This window comes from Citrobacter sp. CRE-46 (genome assembly GCF_059615875.1).
Window position 1 is genome coordinate 1,915,428 of the sequence record NZ_CM184341.1, and the last position, 14,667, is coordinate 1,930,094.

The following is a 14,667-nucleotide window of genomic DNA, read 5'->3' on the forward strand; positions in this document are numbered from 1 at the left end:
GATCGTGCTCTTAGCGCAAAAAGGAGATTAATCATGCAGTTTTCAACTACCCCAACGCTTGAAGGGCAGAGCATCGTGGAATACTGCGGTGTGGTGACTGGCGAAGCGATTTTAGGCGCGAATATCTTCCGCGATTTCTTCGCCGGCATTCGCGATATTGTCGGCGGCCGCTCCGGCGCGTATGAAAAAGAGTTGCGTAAAGCGCGCGAAATTGCTTTTCAGGAGCTGGGTGAACAGGCGAAAGCGCTGGGTGCTGATGCGGTCGTCGGTATCGACATTGATTACGAAACCGTGGGTAAAGATGGCAGCATGTTGATGGTGAGCGTCAGCGGTACTGCGGTGAAAACTCGCCGATGAAGCGTCTGTTGTGGCTGCTGGCATTGACGCTGCTGCTGGCGGGCTGCGCTGGCCAAAAAGGGATTGTCGATAAAGACGGATATCAGTTAGATACCCGCCGTCAGGCGCAGGCCGCTTATCCGCGCATCAAAGTGCTGGTTATCCATTACACGGCTGATGATTTTGACGCTTCTCTGGCTACGCTGACCGATAAAAACGTCAGTTCGCACTATCTGATCCCGGCTGTGCCGCCGCTTTATCACGGCAAGCCGCGTATCTGGCAACTGGTGCCGGAAAACGATCTGGCCTGGCATGCCGGGATTAGCTTCTGGCGCGGCGCGACGCGGATTAACGATACCTCGATTGGCATTGAGCTGGAAAACCGCGGCTGGCAAAAATCGGCGGGAACGAAATATTTTGCCCCGTTTGAGCCAGCGCAGATTCAGGCGTTGATCCCACTGGCGAAGGACATTATTGCTCGCTACGACATCAAGCCGCAAAACGTGGTGGCTCATGCGGACGTCGCACCGCAGCGTAAGGACGATCCTGGCCCATTGTTTCCATGGAAACAGCTGGCTGCACAGGGAATCGGCGCATGGCCTGATGCTCAGCGCGTGGCGTTTTATCTCAACGGGAGAGCGCCGTCTACACCGGTAGACACTGCATCGTTACTCGATCTGCTGTCGCGCTATGGTTATGAGGTGAAACCCGAAATGACGCCGCGTGAACAGCAGCGAGTGATTATGGCATTCCAGATGCACTTCCGCCCGACGTTGTGGAACGGCGTGGCGGATGCAGAAACGCAGGCGATAGCGGAGGCCTTGCTGGAGAAATACGGGCAGGGTTAACGCGGCAGCTTACCGTGGTCGCGCAGCCAGGCCGCGGTACGCTCAATCCCTTCATCCAGCGTGACGATGGGCTGGTAACCTAACTCTTCCTGAGCGCGGGTGGTATCCAGCGTAAAGTCAAAATTCAGCTTCGAGACGCCGTAGTGCGTAAGCTTTGGCTCTTTCGCCGATTTATTGCCCAGACGCTCCATGCTGCGAGCAATCATGTCCAGCATCGGGTAGGGCACCGAGCGGATTCGGCAATCAATATTCAACTCGTCGATCAGCTTCTGCACGATACTGCGCAGCGTTCGATGCTCGCCGTTAGTAATGTTGTATGCGCGGCCTGACGGCAGGTTATCGCAAGCTTCCTGGCTTACCAGCCACATTGCGTGTACCGCGTTCTCATAATAGGTCATATCCACCAACGCACTTCCACCGTGCGGCAACAGGATGCTGCCGTAGTGGTACATCATGTGGGCCAGACGGGGGATAAAAACTTTATCGTGAGGTCCGAACAGACTTTGTGGACGCAATACCGTGAAGCGGGTCTGCGGGTTAGCCTGCGCGAGCAGCGCAATCACATCTTCACCAGCCGCTTTACTGCGGGCGAATTCATTGGCGAAGCGATGTGGTCGGAAGTCCTCTTTGATATCCCGATGATGGTGATAGTCAAAATAGAGTGACGGAGAGGAGATATGGATAAAGTTACGTACGCCCCAGGCAACGGCCCATTCGCCCAGACGGCGGGTAGCACGAACGTTGGCCAGATCGAAGGCTTCCTGCGTTCCCCACGGCGAGGTAAAACTGGAGCAGTGCCACAGCGTGTCGATACCTGCGAGCATGACCTTTGCCTGCGAAGAGACCAGTTCGGTCAAATCCGCATGCACAAATTCTGCGCCCATTTTCTCCAGCAGCTTGCCCATCGCTTCGTTGCGACCGGTGGCTCTGACGCTGACGCCTTTGCTGCATAGAAACTCAACCGCATTTCGGCCCAAGCCGCTGGTGGCTCCGGTAACCAGTACCTTCATATCAATCCACTGTGTTTAAAAAACATCGTGCGCATTCTTCCGTGAAATACGCCTGTATGCAATGGGAAACGTGAAAGAATACAGTCTCTTTTTGTCATTAGTCTGTGATTTGTTCTGCAAGTTTGGCGATACGCTTTGCCATCCCTCTGAAAATGAACAGATGAGCCGGGATCATCAACAACCAGTAGAAGAGACCGGGCATGCCGTGCGGATGCCACCAGGCGCGTACATCAATGCGCCGATGATCGCCTTTATCTTCCAGTGTAAAGCTTAAACGGCCTAATCCCGGCGCTTTCATGCCAAACAGCAGTGTGAGCTGTTTTTCTGGCTCAACGATGATCACTTTCCAGCTATCCACGGCATCGCCAACCTGCAACAACGGGTTTTCCGGGCGGCCTTTTGCCAGCTTATGGCCGACCAGCAGGTCCAGCGCGGCGCGCGTCTTCCACAAAAAATTGCCAAAGAAATAGCCTTCTTTCCCGCCGAGTCGGTTCACCACTTGCCACAGCGCTTTCAGACTGGCGGAGGTGTCGGCGCTAAAGCCAGCCTGTTTGGCAAAATAGCCATATTCGGGACGCCAACGGGCGAATGCCTGAGCGTCATACCCCCAGTCGCTGGAGTTAACCAGCTTCTCTTCTTCTTTCAGCGTGCTGCGCACTGCGTCATCAAAGGCGATCAGCTTTTGCGGGATCAGCGCGCGTAGCTCAGCGTCATCGGCCAGCAGGTCATGCTTTAAGCCTTGTATCAGCGCCTTTGCCGTAGTGGGCGGTACCGACGTAATAACATTCAAAAACCACACCGAAATCCAACTGGTCGGAAACGGGATAGGGATCAAAAAGCGGTGTTTGCCGCTGACGGCCATGAAATGCTCGAACTGTTCCTGATAGCTTAATATCTGCGGCCCTGCGGCTTCGAGTACGCGGTGATGGCTTGTGGGATGGTCCAACAGCGCCACCAGATAGTACATCAAATTTGCCAGCGCGATGGGCGTGGTACGCGAACGTACCCAGCGTGGAGGCGTAAGTACCGGCAGGTTGTAGACCATATCGCGCATCACTTCAAAAGCGGCGGAACCCGCCCCGACGATAATGCCTGCCCGTAATTCGGTCATCGGCACGCCGGCTTCGCGCAGGATGTCTGCGGTTATCTGCCGCGCACGCAGATGATCGGATTGTTCATGTCGTGGAGCCTGTAATGAGCTCAGGAAAATAAGCTGTTTGACGGGGATGCTACGTAGCGCATCACGCACGTTCATCGCGACCTGGCGCTCATGAGCGATAAAATCACCGCCTTCGCCCATGCCATGGACCAGGTAATAAACCGTATCAACATCCGTCAGCAGCGGCGTCAGGTTATCAGGCCAGATTAAGTCGACTTTGTGGCAACTGACGTTGGCCAGTTGCAGTTTTTCCAGCCGTTCAATCCGGCGTGCCGCAGCCAGTACCTGGTGCCCTTGCTGACTGAGCGCCTGTACCAGATGCTGACCAATGTAGCCACTGGCGCCAAGAACCAAAATCCGTTGCGGCACGCCTATCTCCTTAGCGAGTTAAAAAAGCGCGCCAGTGGGCGGCGACTTCAGCAAGTTGTTCACGCGATACGTCCAGATGCATCACCAGGCGTACAATCGGGGAGGCGTTAATCAGTACCCCTTGCGCCTTCATGTACTCGCCCAGCGCAGCAGCGTGTTCTTCGCCAACGCGGACAAACAGCATGTTGGTATCGTGACGAATGACGTCTGCGCCTGCTTCGCGCAGTTGTTCCGCCATCCAGGCCGCGTTGTCATGGTCTTCCTGTAAACGCGCCACGTTATTTTTCAACGCATACAGTCCGGCCGCCGCCAGAATCCCGGCCTGACGCATTCCGCCTCCGGTCATTTTACGCCAGCGGATGGCGCGTTTAATGTAGTCGTGACTACCGACCAGCAGTGAGCCTACCGGCGTTCCCAGACCTTTAGAGAGACAAATGGTGAACGAGTCGCAGTATTGTGTGATCTCTTTCAGCTCACAGCCGTAAGCGACGACGGCGTTAAAAATACGCGCGCCATCAACGTGCAGGGCCAGATTGCGCTCACGAGTGAATTCCCAGGCATCTTTCAGATACTCGCGTGGCAGCACTTTGCCGTTGTGGGTGTTTTCCAGACTAAGCAGGCGTGTGCGGGCAAAATGGATATCGTCTGCTTTGATTTTTGCCGCCACTTTGTCCAGCGGTAAGGTGCCATCCGGCGCGGCGTCGATAGGCTGCGGCTGAATGCTGCCGAGCACCGCTGCGCCGCCCGCTTCGTAGAGATAGTTATGTGCGCCCTGGCCTGCAATATATTCTTCGCCGCGCTGGCAGTGGCTGAGCAGTGCAACCAGGTTCGCCTGGGTGCCGGTAGGTAAGAAAATAGCGGCTTCTTTGCCAGAAAGCTCTGCAGCGTATTGCTGGAGAGCGTTAACGGTAGGATCATCTCCATATACGTCGTCCCCGACAGGGGCGGCCATCATCTCTTCCAGCATGGCGCGACTCGGCCGGGTTACGGTATCACTGCGTAAGTCAATCACGGGCATTCCTTTTTTAGTGAGGTAATGCCCTCTGTTTTACCTGAGCCAGTTCGTTTTCGCCAGTTCCATCACTTCATCACCGCGTCCACTGATGATTGCGCGCAACATATACAGGCTAAAACCTTTTGCTTGTTCGAGTTTGATCTGCGGCGGGATGGCTAACTCTTCTTTCGCCACCACCACGTCGACCAGCACCGGACCGTCAATCGACATCGCCCTTTGCAGCGCGTCATCGACCTCTGAGGATTTCTCCACACGAATGCCCGTAATGCCGCAGGCTTCGGCAATCCGTGCGAAGTTGGTGTCGTGCAGCTCCGTGCCGTCGGTCAGATAACCGCCAGCCTTCATCTCCATCGCCACAAATCCCAGCACGCTGTTGTTGAAGACGATAATCTTCACCGGCAGCTTCATCTGGACAACCGACAGAAAATCGCCCATCAGCATGCTAAAACCGCCGTCACCGCACATGGCAATGACCTGGCGTCCCGGTTCGGTCGCTTGGGCGCCGAGCGCCTGTGGCATAGCGTTCGCCATCGACCCGTGGTTAAACGACCCGAGCAGGCGGCGTTTGCCGTTCATTTTCAGATAGCGTGCAGCCCAAACCGTCGGGGTACCAACATCGCAGGTAAAGATCGCGTCGTCAGCGGCAAAATGGCTGATCTGCTGCGCCAGATACTGCGGATGAATGGCTTTATCGCTCGGTTTGGCTAGATCATCCAGACCCTTGCGCGCCTCACGATAGTGCTCCAGCGCTTTGTCCAAAAACTTCCGCTCGGTTTTTTCCTCCACCAGCGGCAGCAGGGCGCGGAGAGTGGATTTAATATCGCCCACCAGTGCCATATCAACTTTACTGTGCGCGCCGATGCTCGCCGGATTGATATCAATCTGAATAATTTTGGCGTCGGTGGGGTAGAACGGGCGATAGGGGAACTGGGTGCCGAGCAGGATCAGCGTGTCGGCATTCATCATGGTGTGGAATCCGGATGAAAAGCCAATCAGCCCGGTCATACCGACGTCATAAGGGTTATCGTATTCGACGTGTTCTTTACCCCGCAGGGCATGAACAATCGGCGCTTTGATTTTTGCCGCAAACTCAACCAGTTCTTGATGCGCGCCGGCACAGCCGCTGCCGCACATCAGGGCGATATTGCTGGAATAACGCAGTAGTTGCGCCAGTTTTCTGAGTTCTTCTTCTTCCGGGGTGACGACCGGGAGTGGCGCATGATACCAGTGCGTGCTGGCGCTTTCCGGCGCGGGCTTCAGCGCGACGTCGCCGGGTAATACCACGACTGAGACGCCACGATTTAATACGGCTTTACGCATGGCAATGGCGAGTACCTGCGGGATCTGTTCAGGGCTGGAAACCAGCTCGCAATAGTGGCTACATTCGCGGAACAACTCTTGCGGGTGGGTCTCCTGAAAATAACCGCTGCCGATCTCACTGGAAGGGATATGTGCGGCAATCGCCAGGACCGGAACATGGTTGCGGTGGCAATCAAACAGCCCATTGATCAGGTGCAGGTTCCCTGGTCCACATGAACCGGCACAGACGGCCAGTTCGCCGGTTAGCTGCCCCTCTGCGCCAGCGGCGAAGGCGGCAACTTCTTCATGACGGGTCGGCATCCAGTCAATCGTTCCCATACGATTAAGACTGTCACTAAGACCATTTAATGAGTCGCCCGTCACGCCCCAAATGCGTTTAACGCCAGCTTGTTCGAGGGTTTTAGCAATAAAAGCGGCAACCGTTTGTTTCATGGTTTTCCATCTCCTTTAATGTGATACCGGTTACAAGTTTAGATGAAGATGATAGTTATGCTTCTCATTTCCCCCTTATTTTCGGCAGCTTACATTTCGAGCAGATAACGCGTAGTTTGATATCTGGCATGGTGAAACAAGGAATGAATTCAAATGGTTACTAAACTATTAAATGCAGTGAACCGAACGCTGACTCATGAAGACTTTGGCAAGTTTCTGTTACGCATTGCTGTTGGTGGATTGATGCTGTTTCATGGCTTACATAAATTGTTCTCCGGTATTGAGGGCATCAGCGGCATGCTGATAGCGAAAGGTTTTCCGGGCTTTATTGCTTACGGCGTTCTGTTGGGGGAGGTCGTTGCGCCTTGCCTGATTATCCTGGGGATCCTGACCCGTCCGGCGGCGTTGGGGCTGGCGTTTACGATGGTGGTGGCGTGGCTGATGGTCGGGATGGGCGAAACCTGGTCACTGGACAAAACCGGCGCATGGGCGATTGAGAGTCTGGTGTACTTCTTTATCGGCGCGCTGGCTGTCGCGTTTTTAGGGGCGGGGCGTTTCTCGGTGGCAGGAAATTCGGCCTGGCGGTAAAAAAAGGCCGGATATGGCGTAAACGCATTATCCGGCCTGGAGCAGCTACGAAGGGGTATTTTACAGATTAAGCGAGTACTAAATCGCTCTGCGGATGACAGGAGCAGGCCAGTACATAGCCTTCGGCTATTTCTGCATCCGTCAGCGTCATGGTGCTGCTGACCGTGTAGTTACCGTCAACCACTTTGGTTTTGCAGCAGCCGCAAACGCCCGCACGACATGCGGCAACGACCGGCACTTTATTGCTTTCCAGCGCGTCCAGCAGCGTACTGCCCACCGGCGCGTAAAACTCTTTCGCCGGTTGCAGCTTGGTGAACTTCAGACCGCTGGTGGCGGCCTCGGCAACTGGCGTGAAGAACTGCTCTTTAAAGAAGCGCGTCACGCCCAGTGCTTTGACTTCTTTCTCGACCAGATCCATATACGGCGCCGGGCCGCAGGTCATCACGGTACGAGAGCTCAGATCCGGCACGCTTTTCAGCAGATCGGTCGTCAGTCGGCCAGAAACAAAACCGTGGGTGGCATTGTTTTCAGCGACTAGCGTCACCGGATAGTCACGCCATTCGTCGGCAAAAATAACATCTTGCGGTGAACGAACGTTAAAGATCACCTGCACATCGGCCTGTGGGCGGTACTTTGCCAACCAGCGACGCATTGACATGATTGGCGTCACGCCGCAACCGGCAGCCAGCATCAGGAACTTATCTTCCGCCTTATCTTCACAGGTAAATTCACCCATGGCATCGGACAGCCAGATATAGTCGCCGCGCTTCACGTCACGGGTCAGCCACTGTGAACCTGCGCCATCGTCAATCCGGCGAACGGTCAGCGTGATGTACTCGCTTACCCCCGGGGTAGATGAAATGGTGTAAGCACGCAGCGTCTGGGCTGAGTTACGTACGCTGACCAGTGCATACTGCCCGGCGCGGTACGGATAATAGTCGTGGCACAGCAACGAAATTGTCCATACATCCGGCGTTTCCTGATGGATGTGATGCACCTGCATCCGCCATGGGCACTGATGAGTTGGCATTGTCATTTTTTACTCCTTACGCGCTCAGCAACTGCTTCATGTCTTCTTCAACGGTGGTGACGGAACGCAGGCCGAATTTCTCGTTGAGCACAGCCAGCAGATCCGGCGTGAAGAAGCCAGGCGCTGTTGGGCCAGTGACGATGTTTTTCACGCCCAGCGACAGCAGGGTCAGCAGAATCACAATCGCTTTCTGTTCGAACCAGGAGAGCACCAGAGACAGCGGCAGGTCGTTGACGCCGCAGCCCAGCTTCTCTGCCAGAGTGACCGCCAGGATGATGGCTGAGTAAGCATCGTTACACTGACCGGCATCGACCAGACGCGGCAGACCTTCGATATCGCCGAACTCCAGTTTGTTGAAACGGTATTTACCGCACGCCAGGGTCAGGATCAGGCAATCGTCCGGGACGCTGGTGGCGAAGTCGGTGAAGTAGTTACGTTCGCCGCGCGCGCCGTCGCAGCCGCCGACCAGGAAAATATGACGCAGTTTTTCACGGCTGACCAGGTCGATCAGCGTATCCGCAGCGCCCAGCAGCGTCTGACGACCGAAACCTACGGTTATCAGGTGCGGGATTTCGCTGTACGGGAAGCCTGCCATCTGTTGTGCCTGAGCGATGACCGGACCGAAGTTGTCGCCTTCGAGGTGGCTCACACCCGGCCAGCCGACGATGCTACGGGTCCAGATACGGTCGTCGTAGGCGCCCACGGTTGGGTCGATGATGCAGTTAGAGGTCATCACGATTGGGCCAGGGAAGCGAGCGAACTCAACCTGCTGGTTCTGCCAGCCGCTGCCATAGTTACCAATCAGATGTTTGAACTTGCGCAGTTCCGGGTAGCCGTGTGCCGGCAGCATTTCGCCGTGGGTATAGACGTTAACGCCGGTACCTTCGGTCTGCTCCAGCAGGTTGTAGAGATCTTTCAGGTCGTGACCGGAGATCAGGATGCATTTACCAACGGTGGCTTTAACATTGACCTGAGTCGGCGTCGGGTGACCGTATTTAGTGGTTTCACCGGCGTCCAGGATGCTCATCACTTTGAAGTTCATCTGGCCGATTTCCATAGAACACTCCAGCAGAGCGTTCATATCGGCAGGCCAGGTCCCCAGCCACGCCATAATTTTGTGGTACTGGGCGTAGATGTCGTTGTCGTACTGGCCGAGAACGTGCGCGTGTTCCATATAGGCCGCGGCACCTTTCAGACCGTACAGGCACAGCAGGCGCAGGCCGAGAATGTTCTCGCCGATTGCCGCTTTGTCTTTGTTCGGGGTAAATTCCGCCGCCTGACGTTGCAGGTCGCCCAGATCGTCGCTGACCAGTTGCAGGTCGGCCATCGGGCTGTCGACCACTGCGTTCGCATCGATGTTCAGACATTGCAATTTCAGCGCGTCGCGCATGGCAATCGCTTCACGGGCATAGCCAACAATACGCGGGGAGTCGAAGTTAACGTTGGTCAGCGTGGAGAAGAACGCACGCGGTGCGAAGTTATCAACGTCATGGTCGATGATGCCGTATTCACGCGCTTTAACAGCCCATGCAGACAGACCTTGTAGGGAAGCAATTAGCAGATCCTGCAAATCGGAGGTTTCAGCCGTTTTACCGCACATACCCTGCGCGTAAGAGCAGCCGTTCCCTGCCGGAGTACGGATGGTTTGTTCACATTGCACACAAAACATGGTCACACCTTTTAAAGTTATATTTAATATACATGTTTAAGGTTATGCCTGTGCGCGCAGGGATAAAAGGGATTTCTGCTACAACTTGCAAGGAGATTGATTTAGCGCAATTTTGGCGGTAGCCGACTACCGCCAGAGAGGTATCTGTTTGAGGGTCAGGCGGAGAAAAACGCCATCAACAGAGGGACTAACAGACTCAGGATAAAACCGTGCACGATGGCTGCCGGAACCATTTCCAGTCCACCGCTGCGTTGTAAAACCGGCAGGGTGAAATCCATCGATGTGGCCCCGCATAGCCCCAACGCGGTAGAGCGACTGCGGCCCACCATGCCGGGAATCAACATAATGGCAATCAGTTCACGCGCCAGGTCATTAAAGAAGGCGGCACTGCCAATCACCGGCCCGAACGATTCGGTTAACAGAATACCGGACAGCGAATACCAGCCAAAACCTGACGCCATCGCCATCGCGGTTTTGACCGGCAGGCCGAGGATAAACGCATTGATAACCCCCGCCAGCATCGAACTGGCGACGACGACGACGGCAACAATCATGCCCCGGCGATTCAGCACGATTTGCTTGAGGGTCATGCCGCTGTTGCGAAGCTGAATCCCCACCAGAAACAGTAAAAAGATTAACGTATATTCGCTGGCTTCGGTGGCGTGCTGCAAAAAGGAAAGACCGGTGAGACCCAGCAGGAAGCCCACCACGACAACCCCGCAAAGCTGGAGCGACTCAAACGCCATCGCGATCCGCGACGGTAGTTTCTCTTGCTGATGGTTATGCCGCCAGGGCAGTGAACGCTCCAGCCAGAACAGCGCGGCGATATTACACAGCAAAATAACCGTCACGCTGACAGCAGAATAATGAAGTATGGCTAACAGGTTGCTGGCGAGATTATCCAGAAACGCCAGGCTGATGCCCATAAAAAAGAGAATAAGGTACACGATCCAGCTCAACAGGCGATTGATGAGTTTTAGTGCGCCCATGTGCCGAAGTGGAATAAGGTAGCCCACAATAAGGGGAACCAGAATGATTAACAGCCCTGAAAACATGAAAACCCGATCCTTGCTGAGATGTAAGACGAAATGCGCAAGCACACACTACTCAATGCAAAGAGGGGAGTAAAGTTGCAAATAAAAGGAAATATAGCGAGGAAAAAAAGGCCTGACTTTCGCCAGGCCTTTTTGTTATCGATTAATCGCGTTTTTCCAGCAGAGTGCGGTAAATAAGACCACCGAGAACCCCACCGATAATTGGCATGACCCAGAAGAACCACAATTGTTGCAATGCCCAGCCGCCCTGGAAAATGGCAACTGCGGTACTACGTGCCGGGTTTACGGAGGTATTAGTGACTGGAATGCTGATCAAGTGGATCAGTGTTAACGCCAGACCGATTGCAATAGGGGCAAAACCTGCCGGAGCATGTTTGTCGGTCGCGCCGTGGATCACTAATAAGAAACCAGCGGTCAGAATAATTTCAATTACAACAGCAGAAAGCATGGAATAACCGCCAGGTGAATGATCACCAAAGCCGTTCGAAGCAAAACCGCTGGCGGTTGCATCAAAACCTGCTTTACCGCTGGCAATTAGATACAGAGCCGCAGCTGCAACAATACCGCCCACAACCTGCGCAATAACATATCCAATAACGTCTTTCGCCGGGAAGCGACCGCCAGCCCATAAACCGAAGGTTACTGCCGGGTTAAAATGTCCACCTGAAATATGGCCCACGGCAAAGGCCATAGTTAATACGGTCAGACCAAATGCCAATGCGACACCGGTGAATCCAATTCCCAATTCCGGGAATGCTGCGGCCAGTACTGCGCTACCGCACCCACCAAAGACGAGCCAAAACGTACCGAAGAATTCGGCTGCTAATTTCCTGAACATAACCACCTCAATTAAAAGTTCCGGGTTCGTATTCCTTGCCCGGTAATTCATCGCTTAAAGGGACGATGATGAAAGAGCGGGTATTTTAGAAAAAAACATCATCCCTTCGCCAGTTAAATTGATGAAAAAATTTGATTTAAGGCAATATGTCGTGATTCCTTTTTGAATATTGGATGAATGAAGCATAGTTCAATTAGCTAAAAATGATGATTGAGCTCAGAAATTATAATCACAGGAAAACATAAGAAGAATATTCTTAATTTTTTGATTTCTGCGATTAACCTCCTGATGATATCGGGTGCCCTGAGCGCTCGGTTAACGTTATACTCCTGATAACTTGAAGGAAAAAGTTAGCATTTCCGGAGGCTATATGATTCTCGAACGCGTTGAGATTGTTGGATTTCGTGGTATTAACCGCCTGTCGTTGATGCTTGAGCAGAGTAACGTACTGATTGGGGAGAACGCGTGGGGGAAGTCCAGTCTGCTGGATGCCTTAACCTTGCTGCTGTCGCCGGAATCTGATTTGTACCACTTTGACCGCGATGATTTTTGGTTCCCGCCGGGGGATATACAGGGCCGGGAACATCATTTGCACATTATCCTGACGTTTCGTGAATCTCAGCCGGGTCGTCATCGGGTTCGTCGCTACCGTCCTCTGGAAGCTTGCTGGACGCCGTGCCACGATAGCTATCACCGTATATTCTATCGTCTGGAGGGCGAGTGCGCGGATGATGGGACCGTCCTGACGCTACGTAGTTTTCTTGATAGTGATGGTCATCCGCTCAATCTCGACGATATTAACGATCTGGCGCGGCATCTCGTGCGTCTGATGCCTGTGTTGCGTCTGCGTGACGCGCGTTTTATGCGGCGCATTCGTAACGGTACGGTGCCGGATTCGGCGGATGTTGAAGTGACCGCTCGCCAGCTGGATTTTCTGGCGCGTGAACTGGCTACCCGCCCACAAAACCTGACCGATGGGCAGATTCGTCAGGGGCTGTCGGCTATGGTGCAGCTATTAGAGCACTATTTTTCTGAGCAGGGTTCTGGTCAGTCCCGCTACCGCCTGATGCGCCGCCGCTCCAATAACGAGCAACGTAGCTGGCGCTATCTGGATATCATTAACCGCATGATTGATAAACCTGGCGGACGAACGCATCGCGTTATCCTGTTGGGACTGTTCTCGACGCTGTTGCAGGCCAAAGGCACGTTAAGGCTGGATAAAGATGCCCGGCCTTTATTGCTGATAGAAGACCCGGAAACGCGTTTACATCCCATCATGTTGTCGGTTGCCTGGCACCTGCTGAATCTACTTCCTCTCCAGCGGGTGGCGACCACCAACTCCGGTGAGTTGCTGTCTCTCACGCCGGTGGAACATGTTGTCCGTTTGGTGCGTGAGTCATCCCGCGTCGCCGCCTGGCGACTGGGGCCGGGTGGGATCAGCGCGGAGGACGGTCGGCGTATTGCTTTCCATATTCGTTTCAATCGCGCATCTTCACTGTTTGCCCGCTGCTGGCTGCTGGTGGAAGGCGAAACGGAAACCTGGGTCATTAACGAGCTGGCCCGCCAGTGCGGACACCACTTTGATGCGGAAGGCATTAAAGTCATTGAATTTGCTCAGTCAGGCCTTAAACCACTGGTTAAGTTTGCCCGCCGGATGGGAATTGAATGGCACGTGCTGGTCGATGGCGATGAAGCGGGGAAAAAGTATGCCGCCACGGTGCGCGGTTTATTGAATAACGACAGAGAGGAGGAGCGCGATCATTTAACCATGCTCCCCGCGCTGGATATGGAACACTTTATGTATCGTCAGGGGTTCGCCGATGTCTTTCATCGCGTCGCGCAGATCCCGGAAAACGTGCCAATGAATATGCGCAAAATTATCTCCAAGGCGATTCATCGTTCGTCAAAACCGGATCTGGCGATCGAGGTGGCGATGGAAGCAGGGCGGCGTGGTGTAGACGCCGTTCCCACTTTGTTGCGGAAAATGTTTTCCCGCGTGCTGTGGCTGGCACGCGGCAGAGCGGATTAGTGGCGAAACATCGACGACAGCTGCGCGTGGATGCTGTCCAGTAGCTGATAGCGACGGCGGTATTCTGCGCGTTTTTTACTGGCAATCTCCGCTTCGCTTTTTCGTGCCAGCGCACGCGGAATATGATAGTACCCGCGGCTGTCGCACTCGCCGCCAAGCGACGCCCAAAATGCGTTGTAGTCGGAAAGAATCACTTTGTTTTTATCGTTATAACGCGGACTGCGAAAGATATGCTGCTCGTTACTGACAGCCATTACCTTTTCGATATTCAATTGTTCCGCTAAACGACAAATGGCTTCCATAACAAGGCGTTTGGGGAATATTCCGTGGCAGGATTTGGTCGCTTTTTGTGTTGCTTCGTGCGGAAGTTGTGAATTGCCCTGCATGCCGCCGATAAATAATGTACTTTTCCCATTATATTCGCAGAACGTAAATGTCATTTTAGTCAGCTCGTCACCATCGCCATTTCGTACCAGAATGGTACTTTCACCCTCTTTATCCAGTACCGGAAACATCATCATGGTCACGGTAAATATCTCGTTATCTTTACCTGCAATTTGCGCCAACTGTAAGCCGTCATGACTTAATAAAGCGTTAAATTCACCAGGTAAAAATGCATGGCGGATAACATGATAATGAAAACGCACCGCATCTAATCGCATTCTGGGATCGAAGTTGGCGGCAAGGTAAGGACGATGCAGACGAACGGGCAGTCGGGGTTGACGGGCGAGCAGGTCTTCAAGCTCCGGCCACTGCGCCAGTTCAGTCATCCATTCCTGGGTAAGGCGAGGTATCAGCAATGAACGCCAGATAAACTTACGCCGAAAGCTCCGTTTATCCCAACACTGTGCAGGCCGTAATTGACCGCGGCTCAGGCTGTAAAAAAGACCCAGGCTGGTGATGGGTTTGCTGGAAAGAAAAGCGCTTTCAGTTAGTTGACTCATAATATAAATCCGATTGATACCCTGG

General features: G+C 53.9%; 13 protein-coding genes. 4 read left to right on the forward strand and 9 right to left on the reverse strand.

The window, feature by feature from the left end; translation table 11 throughout:
- Window positions 1-33: 33 nt before the first annotated feature.
- On the forward strand, window positions 34-357 hold the full coding sequence (locus AC534G_RS08950; RefSeq protein ID WP_001160725.1) for a heavy metal-binding domain-containing protein: 324 nt from the start codon (window positions 34-36) through the stop codon (window positions 355-357).
- Complete coding sequence (locus AC534G_RS08955; RefSeq protein WP_038641877.1) at window positions 354-1,184, forward strand: N-acetylmuramoyl-L-alanine amidase; 831 nt, start codon at window positions 354-356, stop codon at window positions 1,182-1,184. The genes AC534G_RS08950 and AC534G_RS08955 overlap by 4 nt, the downstream gene beginning before the upstream one ends.
- Here AC534G_RS08955 and AC534G_RS08960 read toward each other — a convergent pair.
- The 4 genes from AC534G_RS08960 to poxB all read right to left on the reverse strand — a co-directional run bounded on the left by AC534G_RS08960 (window position 1,181) and on the right by poxB (window position 6,489).
- On the reverse strand, window positions 1,181-2,194 hold the full coding sequence (locus AC534G_RS08960; RefSeq protein ID WP_038641874.1) for a 3-beta-hydroxysteroid dehydrogenase: 1,014 nt from the start codon (window positions 2,192-2,194) through the stop codon (window positions 1,181-1,183). The genes AC534G_RS08955 and AC534G_RS08960 overlap by 4 nt on opposite strands.
- A gap of 97 nt (window positions 2,195-2,291) precedes the next feature.
- Window positions 2,292-3,722, reverse strand: coding sequence for an SDR family oxidoreductase (locus AC534G_RS08965; protein ID WP_110497451.1), 1,431 nt, complete (start codon window positions 3,720-3,722; stop codon window positions 2,292-2,294).
- A 10-nt stretch (window positions 3,723-3,732) separates the two neighbouring features.
- On the reverse strand, window positions 3,733-4,734 hold the full coding sequence (ltaE, locus tag AC534G_RS08970) for a low-specificity L-threonine aldolase (RefSeq protein ID WP_110497453.1): 1,002 nt from the start codon (window positions 4,732-4,734) through the stop codon (window positions 3,733-3,735).
- Window positions 4,735-4,770: 36 nt separating this feature from the next.
- Window positions 4,771-6,489: a ubiquinone-dependent pyruvate dehydrogenase gene (poxB, locus tag AC534G_RS08975; RefSeq protein WP_110497455.1), complete on the reverse strand. Its 1,719-nt coding sequence runs from the start codon at window positions 6,487-6,489 to the stop codon at window positions 4,771-4,773.
- 153 nt (window positions 6,490-6,642) lie between these two features.
- Here poxB and AC534G_RS08980 point away from each other — a divergent pair, with 153 nt between their 5' ends.
- Complete coding sequence (locus AC534G_RS08980; RefSeq protein WP_038641863.1) at window positions 6,643-7,077, forward strand: DoxX family protein; 435 nt, start codon at window positions 6,643-6,645, stop codon at window positions 7,075-7,077.
- Between the two features lie 67 nt (window positions 7,078-7,144).
- On the opposite strand, the gene hcr is transcribed toward AC534G_RS08980, so the two are convergent.
- The 4 genes from hcr to aqpZ all read right to left on the reverse strand — a co-directional run bounded on the left by hcr (window position 7,145) and on the right by aqpZ (window position 11,669).
- Window positions 7,145-8,113 carry an NADH oxidoreductase gene (gene hcr, locus AC534G_RS08985; protein WP_038641860.1) on the reverse strand — a complete coding sequence of 323 codons (969 nt, stop codon included), beginning with the start codon at window positions 8,111-8,113 and terminating at the stop codon, window positions 7,145-7,147.
- A gap of 10 nt (window positions 8,114-8,123) precedes the next feature.
- Window positions 8,124-9,776 carry a hydroxylamine reductase gene (hcp, locus tag AC534G_RS08990; RefSeq protein ID WP_110497457.1) on the reverse strand — a complete coding sequence of 551 codons (1,653 nt, stop codon included), beginning with the start codon at window positions 9,774-9,776 and terminating at the stop codon, window positions 8,124-8,126.
- 155 nt (window positions 9,777-9,931) lie between these two features.
- Window positions 9,932-10,831 carry a LysO family transporter gene (locus tag AC534G_RS08995; protein WP_038641854.1) on the reverse strand — a complete coding sequence of 300 codons (900 nt, stop codon included), beginning with the start codon at window positions 10,829-10,831 and terminating at the stop codon, window positions 9,932-9,934.
- 142 nt (window positions 10,832-10,973) lie between these two features.
- Window positions 10,974-11,669 (reverse strand): aquaporin Z, encoded by a 696-nt coding sequence (gene aqpZ, locus AC534G_RS09000; RefSeq protein ID WP_038641851.1) that lies wholly within the window; start codon window positions 11,667-11,669, stop codon window positions 10,974-10,976.
- 370 nt (window positions 11,670-12,039) lie between these two features.
- On the opposite strand from aqpZ, the gene AC534G_RS09005 reads away from it, so the two are divergent.
- Window positions 12,040-13,698 (forward strand): ATP-dependent endonuclease, encoded by a 1,659-nt coding sequence (locus AC534G_RS09005; RefSeq protein ID WP_038641848.1) that lies wholly within the window; start codon window positions 12,040-12,042, stop codon window positions 13,696-13,698.
- Here the strand turns inward: AC534G_RS09005 and AC534G_RS09010 are convergent.
- Window positions 13,695-14,642 carry a VirK/YbjX family protein gene (locus tag AC534G_RS09010; protein WP_110497459.1) on the reverse strand — a complete coding sequence of 316 codons (948 nt, stop codon included), beginning with the start codon at window positions 14,640-14,642 and terminating at the stop codon, window positions 13,695-13,697. The genes AC534G_RS09005 and AC534G_RS09010 overlap by 4 nt on opposite strands.
- Window positions 14,643-14,667: the final 25 nt, after the last annotated feature.